Origin of the sequence: Flavobacterium sp. LC2016-23, assembly GCF_009674775.1 — a bacterium.
GTDB lineage: Bacteria > Bacteroidota > Bacteroidia > Flavobacteriales > Flavobacteriaceae > Flavobacterium.
In genome coordinates this window covers 49,593-64,413 of sequence record NZ_WKKE01000015.1, presented here as the reverse complement: position 1 = coordinate 64,413, position 14,821 = coordinate 49,593, and the positions used below count along the sequence as shown (strand labels likewise).

Here is a 14,821-nt window from a genome sequence, read left to right as displayed (position 1 = left end):
TGTACAAAATTAATATAAATATCCGAACTTGCGAGTTTTATTTAATTGCATCCTGAATACTGATTTTTTCTCCGTCTTTATATGCAATTAAGAAAGCAGCTCCATACCCTTTACTTTTAGCTTCTTGCAAATATTTTTGTGCCGTTTCGTAACTTGAAGTTTCCTGATAGAAATACTTATATATATTGTTTTCAAATAATATAGTCACATTTTTAAGTCCTTTGAAGTTTTTCGGCTCCAATGGTGTTTTTTTGATACTTGCGATAAGCTGTACCTTAAAGATAGTCCCTTTTGGCGCATTTTTTATGGCAACGGGAGCTTCAACTACTTTTTGCTTTGCAGGTGTTGAAGTATCTTTTGCTGGTCTTTGGTCTGCAATTTCAGGTATTCCGGAACCAAAATATTCTCTTTTATAACTTATAATAGCTTCAGCAATTGCCTTAGCAATTTCATTTTGCCCTTCTTCCGAATTTAAAACATTCCCCTCTGTCGGATTGGAAACAAATCCCGTTTCTACTAAAACCCTTGGCATGTATGCCTTATGAAGTACCATGAAAGGGGCTTGTTTTACACCACCCTGACGGAGTTTTTTTCCCAATCTGTCAAAATTATCTTCAATTTTACTGGCCAGCGAAATACTGTTGTCCAGATATTCTTCCTGCATTAGTGTCATTCCGATCATTGATTCAGGCGAATTGGGATCGTAACCTTCGTATTTACGTTTATAATCTTTTTCTAAAGTAATAACCGAGTTCTCTTTCTTTGCAGCCTCAAGATTGGATGCTACTTTACTCAAACCCATTACATAGGTCTCTGTTCCATCAGCAGCTGTATTTTTGTTGGCATTGCAGTGTATCGAAACAAAAATATTAGAATTAGCTCTGTTCGCAATGTTAGCTCTTTCAACAAGATCGATGAAAACATCTGTTTTACGAGTATAGATAACATCAACATTTGGGCTGGCTTCTAATATCTTCCCGATTTTTAACACAATCGCCAGCGCAATATTTTTTTCTATCCTGCCACTGTAAACTGCTCCAAAATCGTGATCCCCATGTCCCGCATCCAGTGTCACTTTAAAGACATTTGACTGACTGTAAGAACAAAAAGTTGTTATCATTAGAAAAAAACTAAATATTAGTCTAGTTTTGTTAAGTATATTCATAAATCTAAAAGTTAATTTTAATAAAGGCAACTGCTATAATTTTTATAATTGATTATTTTTGACAAAAAATTATATGTAAGTTTGACGTGTCAAAAAACAAGCCATACTTTTACAAAAATAGCATTTAAACCTTTGCATACAAACTTATTTAATATCGTTTTAATATCATTTTTCCTAACATTAGGATGTGGTAATCTATATTCACAAGAGATAAAAACAAAAAAAACTCCGCGACCTCCTGTAAAACAAACAGATAAGGCGGAAAAACCAAAAATAACTGCAACTGATACTATAAAACTGGATACCGTCAGGCCTAAAAAAACATTTCTGGACGGTAAAGTAAGATATGTGGCTAAAGACTATGCGAAGATAGATCAGAAAAAGAAAACAATCACTCTTTATAACGAAGCGGAGCTTTACTATAAAGATGTTGAGCTGAAATCAGGTATTATCGTACTTGATTACGATAAAGACGAAGTGTATGCCGGAAGAATAAGAGATTCTGCGGGAGTTTTAACCCAATATCCGAACTTTAAACAGGGAGCAAGTGAAGTGCAGCCCGATTCTATCCGTTTTAATTTTAAGACAAAAAAAGCTTTAATCTACAATTCAAGAACAGAACAAGGCGAGTTTAAGATCAAAGCCGCGGTTACCAAAAAGGAAAATGACTCCGTTTACTTTTTAAAAGGAGCTCGTTTCACTACTTCTAAAGATATTGACAATCCTGAATATTATTTTCAGACCAATAAAGTAAAGTTTATTCCGGGAAAAAAAGTAATAACAGGTTTAACCAATATGGTTATTGCTGATGTTCCTACTCCTATAGCCTTACCTTTTGCGTATTTCCCGATGAGTCAGGAAAAGAGCGTTTCCGGAATTATAATACCCAGTTATAATGATTCCAATACCCGTGGATTTTCACTCCAGAATATGGGGTATTATTTTGCTTTAAGCGATAATTATGATTTAACCGTTTTAGGAGATTATTATACCAACGGTAGTTATGCCATGCGTTTTGAATCGGCCTATGCTACCAGATACAAATACAGGGGGAACATCAATGTACGTTTTGAGAATTTAATTAATAGTGAAAGAGGCTATCCTGACTACTCGAAACAAAACATTTACAACATTCAGTGGTCCCACTCCAAAGACACCAAATCAAATCCAAATTCAACGTTTTCTGCTTCTGTGAATATGGGTAGTAGTAAATACTTCAAGCAGTCCATAAACCAGGCTAACGTAGGATCAAATCTTAATAATACTTTAAGTTCTTCCATCTCGTACAATAAGACGTTTAATACGATTCCTCAGGCACGTATCTCGTTAACCGCAACACACTCTCAAAATACACAGACAGAGCAAATAAACATGACTTTACCGACCTTACAGGCGAGTATAGATCGTGTCTATCCGTTTGTTGGAAAAGACGGTGTTAAAAAAGGGTTTATTAAAAACATCAACCTGCAATACAACCTGAGTGGTAAAAATAATATCGTAACAACAGATTCCTTATTTTTCAAACCACAAATGTTCCGGGATGCCCAGATAGGGATGCAGCACAGTATTCCATTAAGTACTAACTTCAAGATCTTCAAGTATTTTAGTGCCGGAGCCTCTACCAACTACCAGGAGACCTGGGTAACTAAAACAATTGACAGAAGTTACGACGTGAACCAAAGCAAAGTGGTCGACAGGACCGTTAATGGTTTTGATGCCTTCAGGACGTACAATTTCAGCACGAATTTAGGAACTACGATTTATGGAACTTTTAACTTTGGTTCCGACAAAAGAATCCAGTCGATCCGTCACGTCATGAGACCTTCCATAACGTATGCGTATACGCCAAGTTTTGAAAAATATTATAACAATTATGCTGTTGATGCTTCGGGCAGGATTACCAATTCCTATACCCGTTTCGAAAATGGTGTTTACGGTGTTCCGAGTAAAGAAAACTCTAATATAGTAGGATTCTCTTTAAGCAATACTTTTGAAGCGAAAGTAAGAGACAGTGACAGTACCAAGACGGAGCCTAAAAAAATAATGCTCCTAAACAACCTGAATTTCAACACCAGTTATAATTTCAATGCGGACGGAAAACAGGTTTTAGCCTGGCAGCCTGTACTTGTAAGCGGGGGAACGCAGTTTTTTGACAATAAAATGAATGTCAATTTCGGAGCCACACTTGACCCTTATGCGATTGACAATTCCGGAACGAGAATAAGCACCTATAATATTGACAATGGCGGAAGTTTATTCCGACTGACAAGTGCCAATGTAACGATGAATTATTCGTTCTCGAATAAAGGCGGAAAAGAAGAGAACAAACAAAGTGAACGAAACGGTGGCCGTAAAGATGATTTATTTGGTACCAATACCGACTTAAATGATCCCCGAAACAGCCAGTTTGCAAACGAAAAAAATGAAGATGACGAGAATGTAATCACCGAGTTTTTTAATTCGAAAATTCCATGGGACATGACGATGGCTTACTCCTTAACCTATTCGAATGTCAACCGGGAGAGCAAAATAACCGGAAATTCGATTATGATTTCTGCCAATATGGATATTACGCCGAAATGGAAAGGCGGGGTTTCTACGGGTTATGACTTTGTACAAAAAGGTGTTACGTTTACCCAATTTCGTTTTGAAAGAGATTTATTAAGCTGGAGAATGGCTTTTAACTGGAGTCCGCTTGGAACAAACTCCAACTGGAATTTCTTCATTGGAATCAAATCCGGCGTTCTTAGTGACATTAAATGGAATAAACGAAGCGCTATTAACCGATAAAATCGTATTTTTAAGTTGATTTCTTCTAAGCCATGACTTTACTTAATAGCTTAGAAAACAGCCATCCTTACCTTTAAAAATAATTACTATGAAAAAAATAATTTTTACTGAAAAAGCACCAGCTCCAATAGGCCCTTACAATCAGGCTGTATTATCAGGAAACACGCTTTATGCTTCCGGTCAGATTGCCATCAATCCTGCTTCGGGAGAACTGATTACAGACAATATCAATGATGAAACCCATCAGGTCATGCAGAATATAGCGGCCATTTTAGAAGCGGCGGATATGACTTTTGAAAACGTAGTTAAAGCCACTATTTTTATTATGGATATGAATAATTTTGGTGCCATAAATACCGTTTACGGTTCTTATTTTGACGAAAAAACCGCTCCGGCCCGCGAAACGGTTCAGGTGGCCTGTTTACCGAAAAACGTAAATGTAGAAATTTCTATAATCGCCGTACAATAACAATAGATTTTAAAAATAATTAAAAAAAACAAAAAAACCGTTTCAATAAAATGAAACGGTTTTTGAATATAAGGTAAACAGGTAAATTTCTATAATTGCAGTGCGACAGCATTTAGTAACAGCTGGGCAGAAGCTTCGTTTGTGGCCAAAGGTACGTTGTGTACATCGCAAACACGAATCAGCATATTAATATCAACTTCATGAGCATGACTTGCCAGAGGGTCCTTAAAAAAGAAAACCATCTGGGTTTTGCCTTCAGCGACACGGGCAGCAATTTGTGCATCACCGCCAAATGGTCCGGAAAGCATTCTTTTTACCTTAAATCCGGCATTTACAGCTTTGCTTCCGGTAGTTCCCGTTGCGATTAGTTTGATGTTTTCCTGAAGCAAAAGGGTTTTGTTTTTATTTAAAAACTGTACCATATCTGCCTTCTTTCCATCGTGAGCTATAATAGCAATTTCCATATTTTAATTTTATTATTGATTAGCCACGTGATAAGCAATTAATCCGTCAATAGGTCTTCTTAAAACATTACCCAATTGAAGTTCATACTTATCAAATGTTTCCTGCAATTCATCTTTTAGATAAAAAGCAATAGAACCCACAAAATGTACCGGAACTTCTTTACAGTTATCAAATTGTTTGATGTAGTTCTTAACGAAAGATTTCATCCCCTTGAAGATGATTTTTCTACAAAATTCCGTGTCTTTATGTTTAATCAGGAACTTGGCAAAAGTCGCTAAATACGCATTAGGATTTGGCTCTTTGTATAATTTGTTTTTGATGAAATCAGGCTCTAAATTATATTCTTTTTCAAATTCAACAGCCAGTTCTTTAGGCATTTTATTGAAATAATATTTTCTGATTAATTCTTTTCCGAAAACATTTCCACTACAATCATCCATAACGATATAGCCTAATGACTGTACTTTCTGATGCAAAACTTTTCCGTCAAAATAACTGCAGTTTGACCCTGTTCCCAGGATACTTACAATTGCTTCTTCTCCTTTTGGGGTAGTCGCGTACACTGCTGCATAAGTATCTTCATGAACTTCTACAATTGCATTCACAAAAAATTCACGAAATATACGTGCCAGTTCTGTCTGCATTCTTTCCGTTCCGCAACCTGCTCCGTAGAAGAACAAATGTGTTGCATTATTTTTATTTTGTAAAATATCAAAACGATCACTTATTCTTGTAATAACTTCCGGACCGTCAAGTATTTCAGGATTTAATCCTAAAGTTTGTGTCGTGAATAATACTTTTCCATTATCATCAATTGCAATCCAATCGGCTTTAGTAGATCCACTATCAACTATTAATTTCATTTTATTTAGTTTTTGGATTAGTTTTTCTTTAACTAAATAAAAAGTGTATTTTTTACATTAATTAAAGGCGTAACAAAATAAGAAAATCCCGTTACTTTGAAATAACGGGATTCTGTAAAAATATATAATATTATTTTAAACCTGCAATGTGCACAGATAAATCAATCAATTTACTAGAGTATCCGTACTCATTATCGTACCATGATACAAATTTGAAGAAAGTTGAATTTAAACCAATTCCGGCAGTAGCATCAACGATTGATGTTCTTTTGTCAGAAATAAAATCCTGAGAAACCACTGCATCTTCAGTATATCCTAAGATACCTTTCATATCAGTCTCAGAAGCTTTCTTTAAAACAGCAAGGATTTCCTCGTAAGTAGTTTCTTTAGCTACTTTTACCGTTAAATCTACTACAGAAACGTCAGCAGTAGGAACACGGAAAGACATTCCTGTTAATTTTCCATTCAAGGCAGGGATTACTTTTCCAACCGCTTTTGCAGCACCCGTTGAAGAAGGAATGATGTTTATGGCAGCAGCACGTCCACCTCTCCAGTCTTTTCTTGAAGGACCGTCAGATGTCATCTGAGTTGAAGTTGTTGCGTGAACAGTTGTCATTAAACCTTCAACAATTTCGAAATTATCGTGAATAACTTTAGCCAAAGGAGCTAAACAGTTTGTAGTACAAGAAGCATTAGAAACGATTGTATCTGTAGCTTTTGCAGTTTCGTGGTTTACACCCATTACAAACATTGGAGCATCTGCAGACGGAGCAGAAATAATTACTTTTTTAGCACCACCTTTAATGTGCTCGTTTGCAGTTTCGATAGTTGTGAAAATACCAGTACATTCAGCTACTACGTCAACATCCACTTCGTTCCATTTTAAGTCAGCAGGATTTCTTTCTGCAGTGATACGGATATTTCTTCCGTTTACATACAATTTTCCTTCTTTTACTTCTACAGTTCCGTTGAAACGGCCGTGAACTGAATCATATTTTAATAAATAAGCTAAGTGATCTACATCTAACAAGTCATTGATTGCTACAACTTCTACATTATCTCTGTTGAAAGATTCTCTGAAAACGATTCTTCCAATACGTCCAAATCCGTTTATTCCTAATTTTACTTTTGACATTTTACTTGATTTTTGCTTTTGTTTTTATTACACTATTTTAAAGTCTAATTTCCTCACAATAAACTTCTTTTCTTTTTAAACTTATATTTTAGGTCGACATAATGTCAGACACCCTTAGTAATTCTCTATCAATTTCCGATTTGCCCTTAATGGCCTGCTCCAACGGAGTCAAAGCCACTTTATCTGATTGTAAACCAACCATATAGTTTGATTTTCCTTCGATTAATGATTCTACTGCTTTTACACCTAAGCGGCTTGCCAGTACACGATCAAAACAAGATGGTGAACCACCACGCTGCATGTGTCCTAAAACAGATACCCTTACATCATACTCCGGTAAATTAGCTTCAACATAATCTTTTAATTCGAATACGTTTTTACCAATTTTATCTCCTTCGGCAATAACCACTATACTTGATGATTTTCCTGAAGCTTTACTTTTTTGAAGAGAATCCAGTAATCGGTCTAAACCTAAATCTTCTTCAGGAATAAGAATTTCTTCGGCACCTGCACCAATTCCGGCATTAAGAGCAATATGTCCGGCATCTCTACCCATAACCTCTACAAAAAACAATCGGTTATGTGAACTTGCAGTGTCCCTGATTTTGTCAATACAATCTACAACCGTATTCAGCGCTGTATCATATCCAAGGGTATGACTGGTTCCAAAAATATCATTATCGATTGTACCCGGAATTCCCATTACAGGAAAACCAAATTCTGCATTAAATATTAATCCTCCGGTAAAACTTCCGTCACCTCCAATGACCACCAGAGCATCTATTCCGGCTTTCAAAAGGTTTTCGTGTGCCTTTTTTCTGCCTTCCGGAGTTCTAAACTCCACTGAACGGGCCGATTTCAGGATCGTTCCGCCTTTATTTACAATATTATTTACACTTCGGGGACCCATTTCTTTGAAATCTCCTTCGATCATTCCCTGATACCCTCTATAAATTCCTATGCATTCTATATTATGATAAGCACATGTTCGAACAACTGATCGTATTGCAGCATTCATTCCTGGTGAGTCACCTCCTGAGGTTAGAACACCAACTTTTTTTATTGTTTTTGGCATTATTTAAGTATTAAAGTGTAAAATTAGCAAACATTCACCACTTTTCGGGTTATGATTATAATAAATTAATAAAATATGTTAAATTCAAACGTTTTCGTTAATAAGTTTTTTGATATAAAAAAATTCATTAAAAATAATAAAAGCCTGTTTTTTTAATTGAATCCTTAAAATTAACAATACATTAATGAAGTGTTATAAAATTTTATGTTTTCATAAATCATAAAAAAATGGATTGAACCTTTAAATTTAAGCATAAAAAAACCATTATGAAGCATAATGGTTTTGAATCGTATCTTTTTAACAAATTAAAAATCTTCGTTATCCGGTATGACACCCTGATTGTTATTATTGGCCGGTTGTGGTTTTTCTTCTTCTTTTTTATCCGTTTTCTTTTTATTCTTATCGGCATCTTTCTTATTCGAAAAATTAACGTACTCCGGATTTAAGTACGAATCCTGTAATTCATCGGAAGAACTTTTCAAAGACCTTTCTAATTTATGACTCTTGAATATTTTATTGACCAGCTCACTAAAAGTATCAAAATCGACCTCATATGAAATACCGACTCCCTGCGTATAGCCAATTCCCTGACCTATGTAATTGATATCATTTTCTTTATTAAACAAACGAAGATTCATGGACCCGTCTTCGTTAACCCTGTAAAGCACTTCAATATCCCCCACAATTGCCGATTCATTGACCCCGCCGACCGGAACACCTACTTTACCATTGATTGTAATTCTTTCGTTTACCTGCGAAGTAATATTGGCTACAAACTGGCCATCTGCCTCCTGTCCTATTCGCTTGTCTGCTGATATAAAATTTAAATCTATATTGAATTTATCATTATCTGATTTTATAATGCCACCTAATAAACTCGCCGCTGTTTCTGCAAATGTTCCCGACAAATCACTTTGATTAAAGCCATCCGGACTCATAAATGATCCTGTCGATAATAAATAAAGTGCCTGAGTCTGACGCACATCTTTATCATCCAGCTTATATTGTATCTCGGATTTCAGCACACTGCTTACCGAAGGAAACTGAATATCAAAATTAGGCTCCGGACTTGTTAAATCCCCGCGTAATCCTATGACAACTTCAACCGGTACTTTTTTATTAAAAGACGAATTATCCAGCAATACAGCAGGATTTGCAGAGGTTCTGTAGACTGCTTCAAGATTCAGCTGGGCTTTCATCGGGTTACCCTCCCAAATAATAGACCCTCCTTTTTTAACTGCGAATTTTTTATCGATTAAACCTCCGTATTTAAAATTATAGGTTCCTTCATACGCCTGGAAATCCCCCCACATATTAAATTTACCGAGTGTATTAATTTTAAACAACAGCGATCCGTATCCTTTACCTTTCATACCGTGGCCCGAATTCCTGTCAAGAATTACTTCTACTTCTGCATCAGGTGTGATATCAAAATCAAATTCCAATTCAAGGCCTCCGTAATTTCTCGTCTTTTCAACAATGCCATTGGCTAAATTGTATTTCTCTTTTGGAGTCACAAAATGTATAAAACTGTTTTCTCCAACGCTTTGTACATTATTAATAGGGATCTTGACTTCGGTGCCTTTTTCGGATTTTGCAGCTACTTTGATAAATAAATTTGACGTAGGTCCCGTAATACTGGCTGTACCATTAATAAAAGCAGTCCCAAAATAAGCCGCATCATCGCTGTCTTTTGTATCAAGTGCCAGTAATCGCTTGGATGAAATATTCAGATCCAGCTTCCAGTCACCAAAATTATGATGTTCAATACTACCATTCAGTAACCCTTTGGTACCGTATTTCGTATCGGTAAGCTGGTTATTTCGAAACAGAAACTTCTCGTCTGTTAAATCAATAACAGTACGATCACTTAATTCATAATCTGTATTAAGATATGGTATGGTCATACCTGCCTTTTCAACATACAACCTTCCATTGATTTCCGGTTTCTTAAGATTTCCTACAACTGCAGCATTACCGGAAACAGATCCTCTTATGTTGGATAAAACACCGGCTCCGACCGTTCCCAGAGTTGCCAGATTAAATCCTTCCAGTTTTAAATTCAGGTCCAGATAAGTTTCTTTATTTTCTACTGAAAAAGTTCCTCCGGCCTTAAACGATTCGGTAAAACCATTTTGTATAGAGGAATTTACGGTAAATTTTTTAAAGCTCTGATCTCCCGAAATATCGAAATTTAAAGTCCCGAGTTCGGTCTTATTCAGGTTAAGGTGATCAATGACCAGCGACGCTGTGGGCTGGTAAACATCTTTGTTCTGTTTGTAATTGACGGTCCCGTTCAGATTACCGTTGAATACGAATTTCGAATTGAATGGCGTAATCTTATTGATATCAACATCTTCAAAATTCAGCACGAGATCCTTATAATCATTGCCTTTTAAAACGCCGTTCAAATCAATTTTCTGATCTTCGTGCGACAGGACTATGTTGTCAATCGTGAAATTTTTGAAGTCTTTATCAAAAATAATCTGATTGTCTTTTTCGGCGTCTTCATTCAAATACCATAAATAGTCTTTAAATTTCATCTCCGACTTATGGATCCCTACTATATTATTTTTGTTCTTATCTATCGTGTGATATAAATTCAGATTGTAATAATCCTCACCTTTATTTCCGCCCTTAAACTCTGAACGAACGAATAATGTATCTTTTGAAGTCACATTAATTAAACTGAAATCACGAACCTTGTAATAAGGAGTTTTGATACTGTCCAGCTCGACAAAGGCATTATAAAGCGGATTTTTATTGTCGATATTGATTCTGATATTATCGAAGGTGTTTTTTGAGGCGGTTATTTTTTTTGAATTGAACCTGAATTTGAATTCTTTCAGATCGGAATCAATTTTCCCAAGAACAACTGTGGAGGAATCAATTTCAATTTCAGGATATAACATTTCGACTACTTTGTTGTATACGTGCAGATTGAAACGTAAAAACTGACCCTTTTTAACTTTATAAGGTTTATAATTGGTGTACAGACTTCCTATAGAATTCATCACCAGTTTGTTTAATTCTTTGAACTGAAATTTCCCTACGATTTTTCCATTAATGACATCTGACGAATTTATGGTAATGGTGCGTATTCTGGCGGCATCAAAATTAGAATTGATCGTTACTTCATCAAAAGCATAAGTCGATTTCGGATTTTGGTACGCTGCGTCCTTAATGTAAATATTACCCTGTAGGTTTTCAATAGAATTTCCGGTCACTTCCACAATAGCATCTCCCGTAAAATGCGAAATAGAATCGTTTACGAATTTCAATTTTCGCAAATCTGCATTTTCAACATTGATATGAAAATCGTATTTATTTTCCTTTTTACTTAAATCAACCAGACCGTCAAATGTCAGATTCAGGTTTGGGTCGTTTACAGATAACTGTCCTTTATAATAGGGCAATTTAAAATTACCATTTATGGTAATATTATTGTAGGTGTACTTATTATAATCTAATTTTGAAACATCTCCTTTTACAATGGTATTCAGGTATTTTTCGGTAAAACCGACTCCGTCAATATCCAGATTTAAAGTAGTTCTGCCCACATCCTTGCGCTGCAGTAAAGCCCCAATATTAAAATTATCCAGTATTATATTTCCGGAGTAGGACGCTTTATCGATAAAATCCATATTATTCATATGGAGATCGACCTGTCCATTTCCCAAATCAGTTATCATTTTAAAATCGGTTTCTAAGGCGGTTGTTGACACTTTTGCCTTACCTACTATATTAAATTTCCCCAGTCTCTGAAGCTCTTTGGGAAGTTTTTTGCCCAACACCACAGGCATTAAAACAACAAGATTGTCGTAGCTTGAAATCAGTTTCTCGAATTTTCCGTTCATAGAAAATTTTTGGTCTTTATTCCCCAGAAGATTTCTGAAATTAATAGTTGCGGCAATTTTTGAACCATTAGTATCAGTAAGCCTGAGTCGTTTCAGGTTAAGATTGTTCAGCGTTCCGTTTATTTTTGTTTTGATTTTAAAATGCTGGTTTTTACCCAATCCGTCATAAAAATAACGAATATCATTGGTAGCGATCGAAGCGGAATCCAGCACTACATTAAATTTAACTTTATCCGTAAAGTTTAAGAAATCTTCTACCTTATAATTCAGTGTTGCCTGACCGTAAATAGACGACCTTTTCGTTTTTATTGCCAGGTTCTCTACTTTAATCTGCTTTTTCGTGTAGCTAAATTTCCCGGCAAAATTAGAGACATACAAACCGCGATGATCTAAAAAAGAAAACCGGTGAATGATTGTATTTACATCCGGCCCGTATAATTTAAAGTCACTTATGTATGCATTAAGCTTTTTGAAATCAAGGAAATTCGGTGTTTTTTTATTTTCATCAACAACCGTAAAAGTACCCTTAGAGATATAGGCATTTTTAGCCGTCAGTAAAAAGTGTTTATTGGTTTTGGAAGGTTTTCCGGAATCAAACAGCTTAATAAATTTATTGATATTGTTTTCGCTTTCATTTTTATACGTTCTCAGGTTAAAGATTAAACCTGTAAGGCGAAGATCGCCAAAAATGAGATCGCCATCGAGCAATCTTTTTATGCTTAAAATATCAGTGGTAATAATATCCGAATAAATTAAAACCTTATTATGATGGTCTAAAATCAAAACCTTCTTTAGTTTGACCCCGCCAAAAATATTTATAGCCACTTTGTCGACACTGATTTTGGTTTTAAAATCAGCATTGAGCGATTCGGTCACATAGGTTGCAATTTTTGTCTGAACTACAGGCAAAGACAGTATGATAGCCAATGCCAACAAAAGTAAGACTAACCCAATCAGGGTTCTGGATATTATTTTCTTTACTTTTTTGATAGCTCTTTTATTTTAGTTTTCTTTTAAATTTATTTTGAACAGACAAAGGACGACTGTTTTGATAAAATTTCTTTAATTTTGGCGTTTACTTCAATCAAAGAAAATTTAAAAATTTGATTTGTCAAATATAATCCAAAATTCGTGCCTTTATATGCAAAATTCAGAGGTTTTTATTCTTGCCATCGAAAGTTCATGCGATGATACTGCTGCTGCAGTTTTACATAACGATAAAGTACTCTCAAATGTTGTAGCCAATCAGTTAATTCACAATCAGTACGGCGGTGTAGTTCCTGAATTAGCTTCAAGAGCCCATCAGCAGAATATTGTTCCCGTAATCGATGCTGCCCTTCGTAAGGCAAATGTACAAAAAGAACAATTAACTGCCATTGCTTTTACGCAGGGGCCCGGCTTAATGGGATCGCTTCTGGTAGGAAGTTCTTTTAGCAAGTCACTATCGCTAGCCCTAAAAATACCGTTAATTGCAGTAAATCACATGCATGCGCATATTTTAGCCCATTTCATAGACGAAGAAGGTTTTGATAAACCGGAATTTCCTTTTTTAGCCTTAACCATTAGCGGCGGACACACTCAGATTGTAAAAGTGAATGGTTTTTTTGATATGGAAATTATCGGAGAAACTACCGATGATGCTGTCGGGGAAGCTTTTGACAAAAGTGCCAAAATTCTTGGACTTCCTTATCCGGGCGGCCCGTTAATCGATAAATATGCCCAGTTGGGAAATCCGAAAGCTTTTGCTTTTACAAAACCAAAAGTACCGGGACTGGATTTCAGCTTCTCCGGATTAAAAACGGCAATTTTGTATTTCATCCAGAAGAACAAATTAGAAAACCCGAATTTCATTGAAGAAAACCTAAATGACATTTGTGCTTCGATCCAATATACAATTATCGAAATTTTGATGGACAAGTTAAAATTAGCCGTCAAAGAAACCGGAATCACCCAAATCGCCATTGGCGGAGGTGTTTCTGCCAATTCAGGCATCAGAACCCGACTGAAAGAAAGCGAAAGCAAGTATGGCTGGAAAACTTTTATTCCGAAATTCGAATACACCACCGATAATGCTGCCATGATCGGAATTGTAGGCTATCAAAAATATTTATCCAATCGTTTCGAAACTTCTGCTGTTGTTTCGAAAGCACGAATTCAATTTTAATTATGCAATTATTTTACAACCCGAATATAGACGAAACCACCGAAAGCTTTTCTTTTGACAAAGAAGAAAGCCGACATATCATAAAGGTTTTACGAAAAAAAGATTCGGATATATTACACGTTACCAATGGCCTGGGATTTTTATTTGAAACCGAAATAACCCTGGCTTCCGACAATAAATGTACTGTACAGGTACTTTCCGTAACCAAAGCCGATCAGCCAAAATTTAAGCTGCATCTGGCCGTTGCGCCCACCAAAATGAATGATCGTTACGAATGGTTTTTAGAAAAAGCGACTGAAATCGGGGTTCAGGAAATTACACCTGTTTTTTGTGATCGTTCGGAGCGAAAAAACATCAATCCGGAACGGTTTGAGAAAATCATTCTTTCGGCAATGAAACAATCCAATGAAACGTTTTTACCGAAATTAAACCCGGCAGTTTCGTTTAAAGAATTCATTAAACAAAAAAATGAAGGCCTACAATTGATTGCACATTGTGAAGAAACAGATAAAAAATCGCTCAAAGAAGTTTTGAAACCTAATGAAAATGTGACGATATTAATTGGCCCTGAAGGTGATTTTTCGGAAAAAGAAATTGCACTGGCTTTAGAAAATAATTTCAAACCTGTTGCTTTGGGAAATACGCGTTTGCGAACGGAAACAGCTGCATTAGTTGCTTGTCACAGTGTTGTTTTTTTTAATGAAACTTCTAATAATTGATCCCATTTTTGTCATTTCGACGAAGGAGAAATCACATCCAGAGAGCACGCACTGTTAATCCATTATGTGATTTCTCCTTCGTCGAAATGACAGAACATACCGCATATAAAAAGCAAATT

The 14,821-nt window shown here is 35.7% G+C and carries 10 protein-coding genes; 4 read left to right on the top strand and 6 right to left on the bottom strand.

Features of this window, described 5'->3' with window-relative positions; genetic code table 11:
* Positions 1-37 precede the first annotated feature (37 nt).
* Positions 38-1,165: an N-acetylmuramoyl-L-alanine amidase gene (locus GJU43_RS13775; protein ID WP_154341332.1), complete on the bottom strand. Its 1,128-nt coding sequence runs from the start codon at positions 1,163-1,165 to the stop codon at positions 38-40.
* An 81-nt stretch (positions 1,166-1,246) separates the two neighbouring features.
* Here GJU43_RS13775 and GJU43_RS13770 point away from each other — a divergent pair, with 81 nt between their 5' ends.
* Both GJU43_RS13770 and GJU43_RS13765 read left to right on the top strand, forming a co-directional pair.
* A complete protein-coding gene (locus GJU43_RS13770; RefSeq protein WP_195760046.1) occupies positions 1,247-3,955 on the top strand; it encodes a putative LPS assembly protein LptD in 2,709 nt (902 codons plus the stop codon).
* 88 nt (positions 3,956-4,043) lie between these two features.
* Entirely contained in the window at positions 4,044-4,424 is a 381-nt protein-coding gene (locus GJU43_RS13765) for a RidA family protein (protein ID WP_154341330.1), read from the top strand.
* An 89-nt stretch (positions 4,425-4,513) separates the two neighbouring features.
* Here the strand turns inward: GJU43_RS13765 and GJU43_RS13760 are convergent, their stop codons facing one another.
* The 5 genes from GJU43_RS13760 to GJU43_RS13740 form a co-directional block, all read right to left on the bottom strand.
* Positions 4,514-4,888 (bottom strand): methylglyoxal synthase, encoded by a 375-nt coding sequence (locus tag GJU43_RS13760; RefSeq protein WP_154341329.1) that lies wholly within the window; start codon positions 4,886-4,888, stop codon positions 4,514-4,516.
* 12 nt (positions 4,889-4,900) lie between these two features.
* Complete coding sequence (locus GJU43_RS13755; RefSeq protein WP_154341328.1) at positions 4,901-5,752, bottom strand: N-acetylglucosamine kinase; 852 nt, start codon at positions 5,750-5,752, stop codon at positions 4,901-4,903.
* A gap of 130 nt (positions 5,753-5,882) precedes the next feature.
* Entirely contained in the window at positions 5,883-6,887 is a 1,005-nt protein-coding gene (gene gap / locus GJU43_RS13750; RefSeq protein WP_154341327.1) for a type I glyceraldehyde-3-phosphate dehydrogenase, read from the bottom strand.
* Positions 6,888-6,975: 88 nt separating this feature from the next.
* The gene (gene pfkA / locus GJU43_RS13745; RefSeq protein WP_154341326.1) at positions 6,976-7,962 is read right to left on the bottom strand and encodes a 6-phosphofructokinase; all 987 of its coding nucleotides are present in this window, start codon (positions 7,960-7,962) and stop codon (positions 6,976-6,978) included.
* Positions 7,963-8,267: 305 nt separating this feature from the next.
* The gene (locus tag GJU43_RS13740; RefSeq protein WP_229655061.1) at positions 8,268-12,755 is read right to left on the bottom strand and encodes a translocation/assembly module TamB domain-containing protein; all 4,488 of its coding nucleotides are present in this window, start codon (positions 12,753-12,755) and stop codon (positions 8,268-8,270) included.
* Between the two features lie 205 nt (positions 12,756-12,960).
* Here GJU43_RS13740 and tsaD point away from each other — a divergent pair, with 205 nt between their 5' ends.
* Together tsaD and GJU43_RS13730 are read left to right on the top strand one after the other, a co-directional pair.
* A complete protein-coding gene (tsaD, locus tag GJU43_RS13735) occupies positions 12,961-13,983 on the top strand; it encodes a tRNA (adenosine(37)-N6)-threonylcarbamoyltransferase complex transferase subunit TsaD (protein WP_154341325.1) in 1,023 nt (340 codons plus the stop codon).
* 2 nt (positions 13,984-13,985) lie between these two features.
* Entirely contained in the window at positions 13,986-14,702 is a 717-nt protein-coding gene (locus tag GJU43_RS13730) for a 16S rRNA (uracil(1498)-N(3))-methyltransferase (protein ID WP_154341324.1), read from the top strand.
* Positions 14,703-14,821: the final 119 nt, after the last annotated feature.

Excerpts from the sequence above, each read along its gene's own strand:
- GJU43_RS13775 (WP_154341332.1), bottom strand. The coding sequence starts at position 1,165 with ATGAATATACTTAACAAAACTAGACTAATATTTAGTTTTTTTCTAATG.
- GJU43_RS13765 (WP_154341330.1), top strand. The coding sequence starts at position 4,044 with ATGAAAAAAATAATTTTTACTGAAAAAGCACCAGCTCCAATAGGCCCT.
- GJU43_RS13760 (WP_154341329.1), bottom strand. The coding sequence starts at position 4,888 with ATGGAAATTGCTATTATAGCTCACGATGGAAAGAAGGCAGATATGGTA.
- GJU43_RS13755 (WP_154341328.1), bottom strand. The coding sequence starts at position 5,752 with ATGAAATTAATAGTTGATAGTGGATCTACTAAAGCCGATTGGATTGCA.
- gap (WP_154341327.1), bottom strand. The coding sequence starts at position 6,887 with ATGTCAAAAGTAAAATTAGGAATAAACGGATTTGGACGTATTGGAAGA.
- pfkA (WP_154341326.1), bottom strand. The coding sequence starts at position 7,962 with ATGCCAAAAACAATAAAAAAAGTTGGTGTTCTAACCTCAGGAGGTGAC.
- tsaD (WP_154341325.1), top strand. The coding sequence starts at position 12,961 with ATGCAAAATTCAGAGGTTTTTATTCTTGCCATCGAAAGTTCATGCGAT.
- GJU43_RS13730 (WP_154341324.1), top strand. The coding sequence starts at position 13,986 with ATGCAATTATTTTACAACCCGAATATAGACGAAACCACCGAAAGCTTT.